Annotated in this window: 12 protein-coding genes; 2 read left to right on the top strand and 10 right to left on the bottom strand. The window is 73.9% G+C overall.

The window, feature by feature from the left end; genetic code table 11:
* Window positions 1-154: 154 nt before the first annotated feature.
* The 7 genes from HUN59_RS08340 to HUN59_RS08310 all read right to left on the bottom strand — a co-directional run bounded on the left by HUN59_RS08340 (window position 155) and on the right by HUN59_RS08310 (window position 9,342).
* Window positions 155-3,904 carry a chromosome segregation SMC family protein gene (locus HUN59_RS08340; protein WP_174778085.1) on the bottom strand — a complete coding sequence of 1,250 codons (3,750 nt, stop codon included), beginning with the start codon at window positions 3,902-3,904 and terminating at the stop codon, window positions 155-157.
* A 78-nt stretch (window positions 3,905-3,982) separates the two neighbouring features.
* Window positions 3,983-4,957, bottom strand: coding sequence for a bifunctional DNA-formamidopyrimidine glycosylase/DNA-(apurinic or apyrimidinic site) lyase (gene mutM / locus HUN59_RS08335; protein ID WP_174778084.1), 975 nt, complete (start codon window positions 4,955-4,957; stop codon window positions 3,983-3,985).
* Window positions 4,958-4,961: 4 nt separating this feature from the next.
* The gene (gene rnc, locus HUN59_RS08330) at window positions 4,962-5,687 is read right to left on the bottom strand and encodes a ribonuclease III (protein WP_083519962.1); all 726 of its coding nucleotides are present in this window, start codon (window positions 5,685-5,687) and stop codon (window positions 4,962-4,964) included.
* A gap of 13 nt (window positions 5,688-5,700) precedes the next feature.
* Window positions 5,701-5,904 carry a 50S ribosomal protein L32 gene (rpmF, locus tag HUN59_RS08325; protein WP_056126067.1) on the bottom strand — a complete coding sequence of 68 codons (204 nt, stop codon included), beginning with the start codon at window positions 5,902-5,904 and terminating at the stop codon, window positions 5,701-5,703.
* Between the two features lie 44 nt (window positions 5,905-5,948).
* A complete protein-coding gene (locus HUN59_RS08320; protein ID WP_058742018.1) occupies window positions 5,949-6,500 on the bottom strand; it encodes a YceD family protein in 552 nt (183 codons plus the stop codon).
* A 66-nt stretch (window positions 6,501-6,566) separates the two neighbouring features.
* Entirely contained in the window at window positions 6,567-7,070 is a 504-nt protein-coding gene (coaD, locus tag HUN59_RS08315; RefSeq protein WP_058742017.1) for a pantetheine-phosphate adenylyltransferase, read from the bottom strand.
* Window positions 7,071-7,161: 91 nt separating this feature from the next.
* Window positions 7,162-9,342 (bottom strand): ATP-dependent DNA helicase RecG, encoded by a 2,181-nt coding sequence (locus tag HUN59_RS08310; protein ID WP_441307037.1) that lies wholly within the window; start codon window positions 9,340-9,342, stop codon window positions 7,162-7,164.
* 168 nt (window positions 9,343-9,510) lie between these two features.
* Between HUN59_RS08310 and HUN59_RS08305 the strand changes: the two genes are divergently transcribed.
* A complete protein-coding gene (locus tag HUN59_RS08305; protein WP_058742055.1) occupies window positions 9,511-10,074 on the top strand; it encodes an RsmD family RNA methyltransferase in 564 nt (187 codons plus the stop codon).
* 36 nt (window positions 10,075-10,110) lie between these two features.
* Here the strand turns inward: HUN59_RS08305 and thiL are convergent, their stop codons facing one another.
* A complete protein-coding gene (thiL, locus tag HUN59_RS08300; protein ID WP_174778082.1) occupies window positions 10,111-11,127 on the bottom strand; it encodes a thiamine-phosphate kinase in 1,017 nt (338 codons plus the stop codon).
* Window positions 11,128-11,151: 24 nt separating this feature from the next.
* Between thiL and HUN59_RS08295 the strand changes: the two genes are divergently transcribed.
* Entirely contained in the window at window positions 11,152-11,637 is a 486-nt protein-coding gene (locus tag HUN59_RS08295; RefSeq protein WP_174778081.1) for a DUF3515 family protein, read from the top strand.
* Between the two features lie 112 nt (window positions 11,638-11,749).
* Here the strand turns inward: HUN59_RS08295 and HUN59_RS08290 are convergent, their stop codons facing one another.
* Window positions 11,750-12,847 carry a D-alanine--D-alanine ligase family protein gene (locus HUN59_RS08290; protein ID WP_174778080.1) on the bottom strand — a complete coding sequence of 366 codons (1,098 nt, stop codon included), beginning with the start codon at window positions 12,845-12,847 and terminating at the stop codon, window positions 11,750-11,752.
* A 32-nt stretch (window positions 12,848-12,879) separates the two neighbouring features.
* Window positions 12,880-13,893, bottom strand: coding sequence for an NAD(P)H-dependent glycerol-3-phosphate dehydrogenase (locus HUN59_RS08285; protein WP_058742053.1), 1,014 nt, complete (start codon window positions 13,891-13,893; stop codon window positions 12,880-12,882).
* Window positions 13,894-13,913: the final 20 nt, after the last annotated feature.

Here is a 13,913-nt window from a genome sequence, read left to right as displayed (position 1 = left end):
CGCGGGACGGTTCCGGACAGGAGGCACGGTGCCAGCTGGCACCGTGCCTCCTGTCCGTCCGTGGGTCGCGACCGGGCGACTTCACGCGCCCAGCGACACTTCACGGCGCGCCGAGCGCGTGGACTGTCGCTCAGCGCGTGAGCTCGTGCCCGCGCTACGCGACCGCGTCCGCGGGCTCCGGCTCGCGCCGCTGCACGCGCTGCCCGACCACGGCCGACACCCCGTCCTGCCGCATCGACACCCCGTACAGCGCGTCCGCGATCTCCATCGTGCGCTTCTGGTGCGTGATGACGATGAGCTGCGAGGACTCACGGAGCCGCTCGAACACCGTGAGCAGACGCCCGAGGTTCGCGTCGTCGAGCGCCGCCTCGACCTCGTCCATGATGTAGAACGGCGACGGCCGCGCGGTGAAGATCGCCACGAGGAGCGCCACGGCCGCGAGGGACCGCTCCCCGCCGGACAGCAGCGTCAGGCGGTCGATCTTCTTGCCGGCGGGCTTCACCTGCACGTCGATGCCGGTGGCGAGCAGGTCGTCCGGGTTCGTCAGCGTGATCGACCCGGAGCCGCCCGGGAACAGGATCGGGAAGATCACGTCGAACGCCTCGCGGGTGTCGTGGAACGCGGCCTCGAAGATGGTCTGCATCTTCGTGTCGAGCTCCTCGATGATCGTGAGGAGGTCCGTCCGGGTCTTCTGCAGGTCCTCGAGCTGCTCCGCGAGGAACGCGTGCCGCTGCTCGAGCGCCTGGAACTCCTCGAGGGCGAGCGGGTTCACCTTGCCGAGCCGCCCGAGGTCGCGCTCGGCCGCTGCGAGTCGGGCCTCTTGCTCGGCGCGGACGTAGGGCACGGTCTCGACCGAGGCGGGGTCGACCTCGTCGGTGGCGTCGAACTCGGGCAGGGCCGCACCGCCGGGCAGCGTGGACCCGGCGTCGACGAGCTCGACCACGTCGTCGGCATCCAGGTCCTCGGCCCCTGCCTCGACCGCGTCGACGCCCGCGGCGTCGGGGTCGGTGTCGGTGTCCCGCTCCGCCGCCGCGCGCGCCCGCTCCGACTCGCGGTGCCGCCGCGCCAGGACCCGCGGGTCGACCAGGACGTCCACCGGCACCGGCACGTGCGGCCCGTACTCCGTGACGAGCACCGCCTCGGGCAGCCCGAGCTCGCTCTGCGCCCGGTCGAGCAGCCCCGACACGTGCAGCTTCTTCTCGTAGATCTCCATCTCGAGGGAGTGCACGCCGTCGGTGATGGTCTGCAGACGGTCCCGGAGCTCGCGCTCCTCGTTCCGGATGACCTGGAGCTCGGTGTTGCGCTTCGTCCGCTCGGCCTCTTCGGTGGCCAGCCGCACGCGGGCCTCGGCGAGCGAGCGGTCCACGGCGCCGAGCAGCCCCGGCAGGTCCGCGAGCACGCTCTCGGCCACCGCGATCTGCCCCCGCCGCACGACGGCGAGTCGGGCTGCTTCCTCGGCGGCCGCGCGCTCCGCCTCGAGCTGCCGCTGGAGCCCCGCGGCCCGGTTCCGCTCGGATCGCGCGCGTTCGCGCACCGTCTCGACCTGGATGCGGTGCTCGATCTCGGCGGCCCTGGCCGCCTCGACGGCCTCCTGCAGCGCGGGCCGCCCGGACGCGTCGACGACCGGCCGGGGCCGCTCGGCGAACGCGTGCTGGTCCTGTTCGGCGGCCGCGAGCGCGGCCTCGGCCGCCTCGCCGGCACCGTCGGTCTCGGCGAGGGCGGCACGCAGCCGCTCGACCTCGGCTGCGGCGTTCTCGGCCTTCGCGCGCGTCGACGCACTCGACCGGTCGTACTCGGCCTTCGCCGCGGTGTGCGCGCGGAGTGCGCGGTCGGCCTCGTCGGTCCGGCGGCGCGCGTCCTCGACGGCGGTCCGCGCGGCCTGGAGGCTCGTGGCCGCGCCCTCGGCGTCCGTCGCGACCGCGTCGCGGCGGGCCCGGGCGGCGTCGCGTTCCGCGACGAGCTCGATGCGGGAGACCGCGCGCTTCCCGCCGCCGGTGACGCGGACCGCACGGACGAGGTCACCCGACCCCGTGACGACCGTGGCGTGCGGGGCGGCGGCGAGCACCGCCTCCAGGTCGACGGTGTCGTCCACCGCGACCAGCGTGGTCCGGAGGAGCGCGGTCAGGGCGGGCGGGCCCTGGACGACGTCCAGGGCGGGTCGGACGCCGGCCGGCAGCGTCGTCGGCAGCCCGGGGCCGTCGTCGACGGCGTCGGCGACCACCACGTCGACGCGCCCGAGGTCCGCTGCGCGGGCGTGCGCGACGGTGTCGAGCGCGGCGGCGCGGTCCGCGGTGAGCACGGCGTCGGCGAGCCCGTCGAGGGCGGCTGCGACCGGCGCCTCGAAGCCGGCGGTGACGGTGAGCGCGTCGGCCAGGCGACCGAGCACGCCGTCCCGTGCCGCGTCGATGACCGCCTGGGAGCCGTCGCGCACGTCGATGGACATGCCGAGCGCGGCGACGCGCGCGTCGAGGGCGTCCCGTTCGCGCTCCAGGGCGTGCAGCCGGTCGCGCTGCGCGTCCCGCTCGGTCTGGGCCGCCTCGAGGTCGTGCCGGGCGGTCTCGTGCGCGGTCGTCAGCGCGGACTCGTCGACGCCCTCGGCGGGGTCGACGCCGACCTCGGCCAGCGCCGCGGCCGCGCGCTCCGCACGGTCCTCGGCCTCGGCGAGGGCGCGCGCCCGTCGCTCCCGGTCGGCGACGGCCGATCCGCGACGCGACCGCGCGACCTCGACGGCACCGGCGAGCCGCTGGGCCTCGAGGTCGTGCTGCGCGACGAGGGCGGCCTGCGCGGCGATCTGCTCGTCGAGGGCGTCGAGCCGGGCGCGGGCCTCGGCGACGGCACGGGCGGTGTCGGCGGTGCCCGCGGTCATCGCGGCGGCGCGGGCCTCGAGCCGCTCGGCCTCGTCGCGGACGCCCTGCACCCGCTCCGGGGTGATCGTCGGGCCCTGCTGCGGCGCATCGGCCTGCTGCGCGAGGAACATCAGCCGCTGGTTCGCCAGGCTGGACAGGCCGCGCAGCCGCTCCTGGACGCTCTCCAGCCGGTGCACGACCGTCCGGGCGCGGTCGACGTCGTCGCCGACCATGCTCTGCTCGACCTGCTGCTGCCGGGCCCTGGTCTGCTCCAGGCGCTCCTGCAGCACGATGCGCTCGGACTTCCGGCCGGCCTCGACCTCCTGGTGGTCGTGCAGCTCGCGGCGGAGCCGGACCACGTCGTCGGCGAGGATGCGGGCCTTGGCGTCCCGGGCCACGGCGGCGACGGACTGCGCGCGCCGGGCGACCTCGGCCTGGCGCCCGAGGGGCTTCAGCTGCCGACGGATCTCGCCCGCGAGGTCGGACAAGCGCGTCAGGTTCGTCTGCATCGCGTCGAGCTTGCGGAGGGTCTTCTCCTTGCGGCGGCGGTGCTTGAGGATGCCGGCGGCCTCCTCGATGAAGCCGCGGCGGTCCTCCGGGGTGGCGTGCAGGACCTTGTCGAGCTGGCCCTGCCCGACGATGACGTGCATCTCGCGGCCGAGTCCGGTGTCGCTCAGGAGCTCCTGGACGTCGAGCAGGCGGCAGTTCTCGCCGTTGATCGCGTACTCGCTGCCGCCGTTCCGGAAGAGCGTGCGCGAGATCGTCACCTCGGAGTAGTCGATCGGCAGCAGACCGTCGGTGTTGTCGATCGTCAGGAGCACCTGCGCCCGGCCGAGCGGGCCGCGGGTGGAGGTCCCGGCGAAGATGACGTCCTCCATCTTGCCGCCGCGCAGGGTCTTCGCGCCCTGCTCCCCCATCACCCACGCGAGGGCGTCGACGACGTTCGACTTGCCCGATCCGTTCGGTCCGACGATGCAGGTCACCCCGGGCTCGAACGCGAACGTCGTCGGCTGCGCGAAGGACTTGAACCCCTTGATGGTCAGGCTCTTCAAGTACATGCGGTCTCCGGGCGGTCTGCTGCGCTGCTGGGGGCGGCGGTGCTGCCGCCGCTGGCGGTGGTCCTGGTGGGCGTCAGGCTAACGCCTGCGCGGGCGCGGCGCGGGCTGGCACACGGGGCAACGGTGGCTCGACCGGTTCATGAACGCCTCGCGCACGATCGTCGTGCCGCACCGGGGACACGGCTTCCCCTGCTGCCCGTAGACCGCCAGGCGCTGCGAGAAGTACCCGGACTGCCCGTTCACGTTGACGTACTGCGCGTCGAAGCTCGTCCCGCCGTCCTCGAGCGCGCGGCCCAGGACGCTCCGGACCTCGGCGAGGAGCCGGTGCAGGTCGGCCCGGGGCAGCCGGTCCGCCGGACGGTCGAAGTGCAGGCGGGCAGCCCACAGCGACTCGTCGGCGTAGATGTTCCCGATGCCGCTCACGACGCCCTGGTCGAGGAGCACCCGCTTGATGCCGCTCGAGCGCTTCCGTGCCGTGGCGACGAACCGGTCGTCGTCGAACGCGGGGTCGAGCGGGTCCCGCGCGATGTGCGACACCTGGTACGGGACCGAGCGGCGCCACGGTGCGTCGGGGTCCCGGGTGTCGACGGCCCCGGCGGACCCGGCCGGCGCGCCGTCCACGGTGGGGACCATCGCGTCGATCGCCATCGACCCGAAGGTCCGCTGGTCGACGAACTCGAGCTGGACCGGGGCCTCGGGGGCGCCGTCGCGGTCGGTGCCGACGGGTTGCACGTCGATGAGGATGCGGCGGTGCTTCGCCGCCGGGCGGTCGCGGCCGAGGAGCACCTGGCCGGACATGCCGAGGTGGGTGACGAGCGCCTCGGGGTGCGTGTCGCCGTCCGGCGCGGGCGCCAGCGGGAACCACATGAACTTGCCGCGACGGACGGCCGCGGCGATGGTCCGCCCGGTCAGGCGCTCCGCGAAGTCCTCGGCGGGGCCGTCGTGCCGGGTGAGCGCCCGGTCGTCGAGGACGTCCACGTGCAGGACCCGGGCGCCGCTGACGGCGGGTTCGAGGCCGGCGCGGACGACCTCGACCTCGGGGAGTTCGGGCACGCGGTCAGGCCGCCCGGCCGGACAGCCGCGTCCACGCGTCGAGCGCGGCGGCCATCTCGGCGGTCTTCTTGCTCGAGCCGGAGCCCGTGGAGACGTCCTCGCCCTGCAGCACGACGGTCGCGTGGAACGTCTTGTCGTGGTCGGGGCCCTCCTCGGTCACCCGGTACGACGGGTTGCCGAGGGCCAGGCTGGCGGCGAGCTCCTGCAGGCTCGTCTTCGGGTCCATCGCGGCGCCGAAGCGGTCCGGGTCGACGAGCAGCGGTTCGACCAGGCGGAGCACGAGGTCGGTCGCGTCGTCGGGGCCCGCGGACAGGTACGTCGCGCCGATCACGGCCTCGACGGTGTCCGCCAGGATCGACGCCTTGTCACGGCCGCCGGTCTGCTCCTCGCCCTTGCCGAGGCGCAGGAAGGCGCCGAGCCCGATGATGCGGGCGATCTCGGCGAGGGCGACCGTCGAGACGAGGCTCGCACGCCGCTTGGCGAGCTCGCCCTCGTCGAGGTCGGGGAAGGACCGGAAGAGCTTCACGGTCACGGCCTGGCCGAGGATGGAGTCCCCGAGGAACTCGAGGCGTTCGTTGTGCCCGACTCCGCCGTGCTCGTAGGCGTACGAGCGGTGGGTCAGGGCGAGCTGGAGCAGCTCGGGGTCGAGGTCGACGCCGAGGATGCCCTGCAGACGAACGACGTCCGGCCCCACGGGGCGGGACCCCGTGGTGCCGGACGTCGCGGTCATGCGTGGTGTCCGATCAGACGTCGGCGACCTTGCGGCCCTTGTACTCCATGTACAGGGGCGTGCCGGCCGAGTCCTCGACGACCTTCGCGCGGTGCGGAAGGCTGTAGGTGACCTGACCGTTCTCGATCGTCTTCACGAGCTGGACCGGCGCGGCCTTCCACTGCGAACGACGGGCGTGCGTGTTGGCACGGGACTGCTTGCGCTTGGGAACGGCCATGGTGGTTCTCTTTCGGTAGGTCGGTGGTCGGTGTGCGAGGAGCGTCAGGCCGTGCGGCCGTCGTCCTCGGGGCTCTGGTTCGGTGTGTCGTCGGCCCCCTGGAAGCCGCTCAGTGCGGCCCAGCGCGGGTCCAGGACCTCGCGAGGGGTGTACCCGTCGAGGTCGGCCAGACGCTCACCCGTCTCCGGGTCGAGTCCTGGGCAGTCCGGTCGGCAGACCGGCTGGAACGGCAGCGACAGCACCACCGCATCTCGAACGACCGGTTCGCAGTCCACGTGGTCGTCGCGAACGAAGAAGTCGAAATCCTCCGAGGCATCATACGCGAACAACTCGGCGAAATCGACCTCGACGGGTTCGCTGATGTCGATGAGGCAGCGCGAGCACTCCCCCGTCGCCTCTGCCGAGGCGTGACCGGAGACGAGGACACCCTCGTGCAGGCCCTCGAGTCGGACGTCCAGGTGGAGCTGCGCCCCCGTGCGGACGGCGATGACGCCCGCACCCATCGCGTCCGGCACCTCGACGTCGAGCGAGTGCTCGCGCATCTCGCCCGGACGGTGCGCGAGGTCACGCACGCGCAGGGCGTAGGGGCTGTTCACGGGGGAAGACACGATCGTCGAGCCTAGCGCGAACCGGGCGGAGAGTCGAGATGGCGGAAGGGCGTGTCAGTCGTCGGTCGCGCCTGTGCGCTGTGCCAGCGCCTCGGCCACGACGGCGGGGACGTACGGCGTGACGTCGCCGCCCAGGGTGGAGACCTGGCGGATGAGGGAGCTCGAGACGTGCGCCCGCGAGGCCTCCGGCAGCAGGAACACCGTCTCGACGTCCGCGAGGTGCCGGTTCATGATCGCCATCGGCGTCTCGTAGGCGACGTCCTCGCCCGAGCGGACGCCCTTCACGAGGACCCCGGCACCGACCTGCCGGCAGTAGTCGACCAGCAGGCCCGACGTCCACTCGCCGACCCGGACGTCCCCCGGCACGCCGACCTCGGCGAGCGAGGACTCGATGAGCCGCACCCGGTCAGCGGCCTCGAACATGGCGGGCTTCTTGTCGGGGTTGTGCACGACGAGGACGTGCACCTCGTCGAAGAGCCGGGCGGCCCGTCCGATGACGTCGAGGTGCCCGAGGGTCACGGGGTCGAAGGAGCCGGGGACGACGGCGATGTGGGCCATGGCCGCAACGCTACCGAGTCCGGGCGTCCGGGTGCCTCGGAGCGCGTGTGGTCGCATCCGGCCGCGTGCCGCCGCGTCCGGCCGCGTGCCGTCAGTTCTTGCCGAGGAAGGCGGCGTCCGACTCGTCCAGGCGGCGCGCGAGGGCCTCGCGCAGGGCCGGGTGGTCCTGCAGCTGCGGGTCCGGCTCGAGGACCCGCTCGGCTTCCTCGCGCGCGTCGACGATGAGGTCGGCGTGCTCGACCACCCGCAGTAGGTTGAGCGACGACCGGCCGCCGGACTGCCGCTCGCCGAGCACGTCTCCTTCGCGGCGGAGTTCGAGGTCCACCCGGGCGAGCTCGAAGCCGTCGTCCGAGGCCGCCACCGCGTCGACGCGCTCGCGGGAGACCGTCTCGGCCTCGGCGGTGGTGACCAGCAGGCACACGCCCGGGTACTGCCCGCGGCCGATGCGCCCGCGGAGCTGGTGGAGCTGGGACACCCCGAACCGGTCGGCGTCGAGCACGGCCATCATCGAGGCGTTCGGGACGTCGACCCCGACCTCGATGACGGTGGTCGCGACGAGCACGTCGACGTCGCCGGCCGCGAACGAGGTCATCACGCGGTCCTTCTCGTCGGCGGACATCCGACCGTGCAGGACCTCGATCCGGCGGCCCTGGAGCACGGGCATCGCGCGCATCCGCTCGGCGGTCGCGAGCACCGTGGCGGGCGCGCGCTTCGGCGCGTCGTCGCCGTCCGGGTCGGCGTCGCCGTCGTCCTCGCGGTGGGCGTCGTCGATCGCCGGGCAGACCACGAACGCCTGGCGCCCCGCAGCGAGCTCCTCGGCCATCCGGGTCCAGATCCGGGCTTCCCACCCGGGGTGCTCGGCGAGCCCGACGGCGAAGGTCTCGACACCGGCCCGGCCGGACGGCAGGCCCGTGATCGTGGAGACGTCGAGGTCGCCGAAGACCGTCATCGCCACCGTGCGCGGGATCGGCGTGGCGGTCAGGACGAGCACGTGCGGCGGGGTCGCGCCCTTCGTGCGGAGCGCCTCGCGCTGCTCGACGCCGAAGCGGTGCTGTTCGTCGACCACGACGAGTCCGAGCTCGGCGAAGTCCACGCGGTCGCCGAGGAGCGCGTGCGTCCCGACGACGAGGCGGGAGCTGCCGGACGCGGCGGCGAGCAGGGCCCGTCGGCGTTCGTCGGTGGACTGCGAGCCGGTCAGGATGACGGGGCGGAGCTCGGCGGCCAGGTCCGGCCCGAGGAACTTCACGATGGAGCGCAGGTGCTGCGCCGCCAGCACCTCGGTCGGGGCGATGAGCGCCGACTGCCCGCCGGACTCGGCGACCGTGAGCATCGCCCGGATCGCCACGAGGGTCTTGCCCGAACCGACCTCGCCCTGCACGAGCCGGTGCATCGGCCAGTCGCCGGCGAGGTCGTGGTCGATCTCGGCGCCGACGGCACGCTGGTCGTCGGTGAGCGTGAACGGCAGCGTCGCGTCGAAGCGCTCGAGGATGCCGCCCGGTGCAGCGCGCCGCGGGGTCGCCGCGGTCGCCCGTGCCGCGATCCGCCGCTGCACGAGCGCGGTCTGCAGCACGAACGCCTCGCGGTAGCGCAGGGCGTCCTGGGCGCGCTTGAAGTCCGCGACCTTCTCCGGACGGTGCAGCAGCTCGAGTGCCCGGCGGAAGGGCACGAGGCCGAGTCGGTTCCGGACCGGTGCCGGGATCGGGTCGTCGACGTCGGGCAGGGTGTCGAGCACCACACCGATGGCCTTCGCGATCTGCCAGGACGTCAGCGAGGCGGTCGCCGGGTAGATCGGGATGGGCTGGCGGGACCAGCGGATGGCCTCGTCGCTCTCCGGGTCCGCGGTCGCACGGGGGTCGTCCGCGTCGAACAGCTCGTAGTCGGGGTGCGCCAGCTGCCGGGCGCCGCGGTAGTCGCCCACCTTGCCGGCGAACACCCCGCGGGCACCGGGGACGAGGTCCTTGGTCCGCCAGCCCTGGTTGAAGAACGTCAGCGTCAGGAGGCCCTTGCCGTCGCCGATCTTCGCTTCGAGGATCGACCCGCGGCGGGCGCGCATCGTGCGTTCGCGGACGTCGATGACCTCGGCCACGATCGTCACGGACTCGCCGATCGCCAGGGAGTCGAGCGCCGTCAGGGCTCCGCGCTCGGCGTAGCGCCGCGGGGCGTGCTCGAGGAACTCCCCCACGGTGCGGTACCCGAACGCCTTCTCGATCGCCGTCGCCGTCCGGCCGCCGAGCACGCCGCTCAGCCGGGCGTCGAGCGGCGCCGGACCCAGGTCGGGCGCCACCGCCGGTGCGGGGCTCGCGGAGGTGACCACGCGACCACGGTACCCGGCACGGCCGACGTGCCCCGATCCTCCCGTCCGGCCTGTGGAGCAGGCGACTGGTCACGCGCGCCTGTGGAGGGACCCGGGGCGACGCCCGGCGGCCGCTACGGTGGCTGCATGACACGGATCATCGCCGGTGCCGCCGGTTCCACGACGCTCCGCGTGCCGAAGTCCGGGACGCGACCGACGAGCGACCGGGTGCGCGAGGCGCTGTTCTCCTCGTTGGAGGCGCGTGGGCTCGTCGACGACGCGGCGGTGGCCGACCTGTACGCCGGCACGGGCGCGCTCGGACTCGAGGCGGCGTCCCGCGGCGCGGTCGAGGTGGTGCTGGTGGACCGGGCCTCCGGGGCGGCCGAGGCGTGCCGGGCGAACGCGCGGGCCGTGCAGCAGCGGGTCCCCGGGGTGCGCGTCGACGTGCACCCGCAGCCGGCGCTCGGGTTCCTGCGGGCGACGGTGCGGACCTTCGACCTGGTGTTCATCGACCCGCCGTACGACGTCACGGAGCACGAGATCGCCGAGGTGCTCGAGGCGCTCGTGCCGCGGCTGACCCCTGGTGCGGTCGTGGTGGTCGAGCGGAGCAAGCGTTCCCCGGAGCCGACGTGGCCCGCGGGACTGGAGCCCTTCAGCAAGCGGAGCTACGGCGAGACCGTGGCGTGGGAGGCCGTCGCGCCGACCGCGTGACGCGGGGGCCGGGGCCTCCGTGCGGGCGCGGGCGTGTCAGCCCGCGGCGCCGTCCCAGTCCGCGTAGGGGTCCCAGCCGGAGGTCGGCACCGGGACGCCGGCGCGGCGCAGGTCGTGCTCGCCGCGGTCGAGCACGCTGCCGATCCGCCGGAAGCCCCCGGGCAGGTCCGTCCCGGCGGGGAAGGTCGCGAGGAGCCCGTGGTCCTCGCCGCCGTGCAGCGCAGGGCCCTCGGGGACGGCCTCGGCGTCGAACGCCAGCGTGACCCCGCTCGCGCGGGCGAGGCGACCGGCGTCGATCGCGAGGCCGTCGGACAGGTCGAGCATCGCCGTGGCCCCCGCAGCCGCGGCCGCGGGGCCGTCGGCGATCGGTGGGACGGGACGCCGCTGCCGCGCGACGTCCGGGTCGGTGTCGGCACCACTCGCGAGCGTCGCCGCTCGGGACGGCTTGCCGTCGGCGTCGACGCCGTCACGGAAGAGCCGGGCGAGCCCGCGCGCCGCGGGGCCGAGCTCGCCGGACACGGCGAGGACGTCGCCGGGACGGGCTCCCGAGCGCAGGACCGGTGCGTGTCCGTCGAGGTCGCCGAACGCCGAGACGGACACCGTGAACGTCGCCGACGTCGAGAGGTCGCCGCCGACGACACCGCACGCGGGCGCCAGCGCGTCGACGGCCTGCCGGACCCCGTCCGCGAAGGACTCGAGGACCGTCACCGGGGTGTCCTGGGGCGCCGCGAGGGCGATCACGAGCGCCGTGGGCACCGCGCCCATCGCTGCGACGTCGGACAGGTTCGTCGCCGCGGCCTTCCACCCGACGTCGGCCGGCGAGGACCACGCCCACCGGAAGTCCGGACCGTGCACCATCATGTCCGTCGTCACGACGAACCGGCGGTCCGGCGCCGACACCACGGCGCAGTCGTCGCCGGGGCCGACCTCGGGTGCCCCGGGCGGGAGCCGTCGGACGATGCGGTCCAGGACGGCCAGCTCACCGACCTCGCCGACGGTCGGTCCGGCTTCGCCCGCGGTCGGTCCGGCCCAGGCCTCGTTCGGTGCGTCCACACCAGAACGGTAGCCTGGACCCCGATGGACACCGTGCGCCGCCCCCTCCGCTGGACCGCGATCGCGGGCGTGGCCGTGGCCCTCGCCGCCGGCCTGACTGGCTGCACGAACGCCGTCTCGATGTCCCCGGCGCCCTCAGCCGACGCGGCCGCGTGCGCCGCCGTGCAGGTCCGGCTGCCGGGCACCGTCGACACGAAGTACGCGATGCGGAACACGAACGCGCAGTCGACTGCCGCGTGGGGCGACCCCGAGGCGGCGATCTACCACTGCGGCGTCGCGGTGCCGACCGTGTCCGACCTGCCGTGCTTCAGCCAGGGCGGGGTCGACTGGATCCGCGACGACCGGGGCGCGCAGATCGTGTTCACCACGTTCGGCCGCACGCCCGCGGTGCAGGTCGTCATCGACACGAAGCTGACCACCTCACAGGTGGTGCAGGACCTCTCCGACGCGGTGTCGACGCTGCCGAAGGACGGACGCGAGTGCCTCGACCCGTCGCAGGTGCAGGGGTGACGCACGGCCGCCAGTCGCCCCGAGTCTCGGGCTGACCGACACGACTCGGTCGCGCCACGCCGCGACTCGTCGCTGCACGCGAGACTCGGGCTGACGCACGACCCGCCGCGCGTCAACGGACGGCGGCGCGCCCCAGCTCGATGAGCTCCGTCACGAGTTCGCCGTACGACACGCCCGACGCCGCCCAGCACCGCGGGTACATCGACAACGGCGTGAACCCGGGCATGGTGTTGACCTCGTTCACCACGAAGCCGTCGTCGGTCAGGAAGCAGTCGACGCGGGCGAGTCCCGCGCCGCCGATCGCCTCGAACGCACGGGCACCGATCGACCGGATCTCGTCGGTCTCGGCCTCGGTGAGCGGCGCCGGGCAGAGGAGCGCCTCGTCCCCGCCGAGGTACTTCGAGGCGAAGTCGTAGAAGCCGTCCTCGGCGACGACGATCTCGCCGGGCAGGCTCGTGCGCGGCACACCGTCGCGGCCCTCGAGCACGGCGACCTCGACCTCGCGACCGACGACCCGCGGCTCGACGATGACCTTCGAGTCGTGCTCGAACGCCAGGTCCATCGCGCCTCCGAGCTGCGACGGTTCGTCGACCCGCGAGACGCCCATGCTGGAACCGGCGCGCGCGGGCTTCACGAACAGCGGCCAGCCGTGCGCGGCGACTGTCTCGGCGACGTCCACCGGGTCGGCGGACCACTCGCGGCGGAGCACCGTGGTCCACGGCGCGACGCGGAGCCCGGCGTGCTCGAGCACGGCCTTGGCGGTGTGCTTGTCCATCGCCAGGGCGCTCGCGAGCACGCCGTCGCCGACGTACGGCAGCCCGGCGATCTCGAGGAGGCCCTGGATCGTGCCGTCCTCGCCGAAGGGGCCGTGCAGGATCGGGAACACCACGTCGACGGCGATCGTCTCGACCGAGCCGTCCGGGTGCGACACGACGAGCTCGTTCGTCGCGGGGGACGTCGGGAACGCCACGCGGGTGCCGTTGTCGGGCACCGTCGGCAGCACGCCGTCCCGGAGCGCCCACTGCGCGGGGTCGTCGGCCTGCAGCGTGAACGCACCCTCGGCGGTGATGCCGATCGGCACGACGTCGTAGGACGACCGGTCGACGACGTCCATGATCCCTCCGGCGGTCACGCAGCTGATCTCGTGCTCACTGGAGCGCCCGCCGAAGAGCACGGCGACGGTCGTGGTCGCGGGAGCGATCGTGGGCATGGCAGTCCCCTTGCTGGTCGGGACCGGACCGGTCACTCGCCCTGGGGTTCGTCGGTCTCGGTGAGGTGCGGCGCGATGTTGCGCGGGTCGAGCCTACCGGCGAGGACCTCGGCCACCTGCCCGACGATGGGCATGTCGACGCCGTTCGCCGCCGCGAGTTCGAGGATCGGAGCGACCGACGCCAGCCCCTCGGCGGTCTGGTCCATCTGCCGCACGACCTCGTCGAAGCGGTACCCCTGCCCGAGCAGTCGCCCGGCGGTGTTGTTCCGCGAGAGCGGCGACTGGCACGTGGCGATGAGGTCCCCGAGCCCGGCGAGCCCGGACAGCGTGGAGGGCTGCGCCCCGAGGGACACCGCGAAGTCGGTCATCTCGGCGAGCCCGCGGGTGATGATCGACGCCTTCGTGTTCTCGCCGTAGCCGACGCCGTCCACGATGCCGATCGCCACGGCGATCAGGTTCTTCAGCACGCCGCCGAACTCGGTCCCGATCACGTCGGTGTTCGTGAACGACCGGAAGTACGGGTTCGTGGCGACCGCGGCGACCGCGGTGGCGGTGTCGATCGAGGTCGACGACACGACGGCCGCGGTCGGCTGCCGACGGGCGATCTCGAGCGCGAGGTTCGGGCCGCTCGCGACGGCGATCCGGTCGCGGTCGATGCCGAGTCCCTCGTGCAGGACCTCGCTCATCCGCAGCCCGGTGGCCTTCTCGACGCCCTTCATCAGGCTGACGACGGGGACGCCCTCGGGCAGCAGCGGCGCGATCGCGGCCAGGTTCGAGCGCAGGGACTGCGACGGGACCGAGACGTACACCTGCTCGGCGCCGTCGAGCACGGCCGACAGCGAGGTCGACGCCGTCAGGGTCCGGGGCAGGTTGATGCCGGGCAGGTAGTCGGAGTTGCGCTTCGTCTCGGTGATCTCGCGGGCGACCTCGGGCCGGCGCGCCCAGACGACGGTGTCGGCACCGCCCTCGGCGAGCACCTTGGCGAACGTGGTCCCCCAGCTGCCGGCACCGATCACGGCGACGCGCGGCTTGTCGGTCGACTGCATCACCACGCGGATGGCGGCGG

This window comes from Curtobacterium sp. Csp2 (assembly GCF_013347165.1).
This window is presented reverse-complemented; position numbering and strand designations above follow the sequence as displayed.